Source organism: Parachitinimonas caeni (assembly GCF_030129945.1).
Taxonomy (GTDB): Bacteria; Pseudomonadota; Gammaproteobacteria; order Burkholderiales; family Chitinimonadaceae; genus Parachitinimonas; species Parachitinimonas caeni.
This window is the reverse complement of sequence record NZ_JARRAF010000243.1, coordinates 1-303: the sequence shown is the minus strand read 5'-3', so window position 1 is coordinate 303 and position 303 is coordinate 1. Positions and strand designations below refer to the sequence as shown.

At 60.7% G+C, this 303-nt stretch carries 1 protein-coding gene; it reads right to left on the bottom strand.

Features of this window, described 5'->3' with window-relative positions; all coding sequences use genetic code 11:
- On the bottom strand, nucleotides 1-303 hold a 303-nt coding region (gene rdgC, locus PZA18_RS24515; RefSeq protein ID WP_284103498.1), incomplete at both ends, for a recombination-associated protein RdgC.

Sequence of the window (303 nt, the reverse complement as noted above, 5' to 3'; positions counted from 1 at the left end):
GCGACAATAGGGTTTCGGCACGCGAAGCGCTGGAGGTATCAACCCACACCCAGCCGGTTTGCGGCTCGACCAAGGCCCGGGTAACACGGCTGCGGCTGAAAGCGCGTGGCAGCAGCTCTTCTGCGACCCGCTCGCGAATTTCCTTGCGCTCTTTCTTGCCGATTTTGCGGAATTCACGCTCTTCGATTTCTGCGGCTCGGTCATCTGCCACCTGCTTGACGACTGAGGCGGGCAGGATTTTCTCTTCGGTCTTGAGGGCAATCAGCACAGCGCCCGCGTTGCGATAGGCCAGCAAATCGGGGG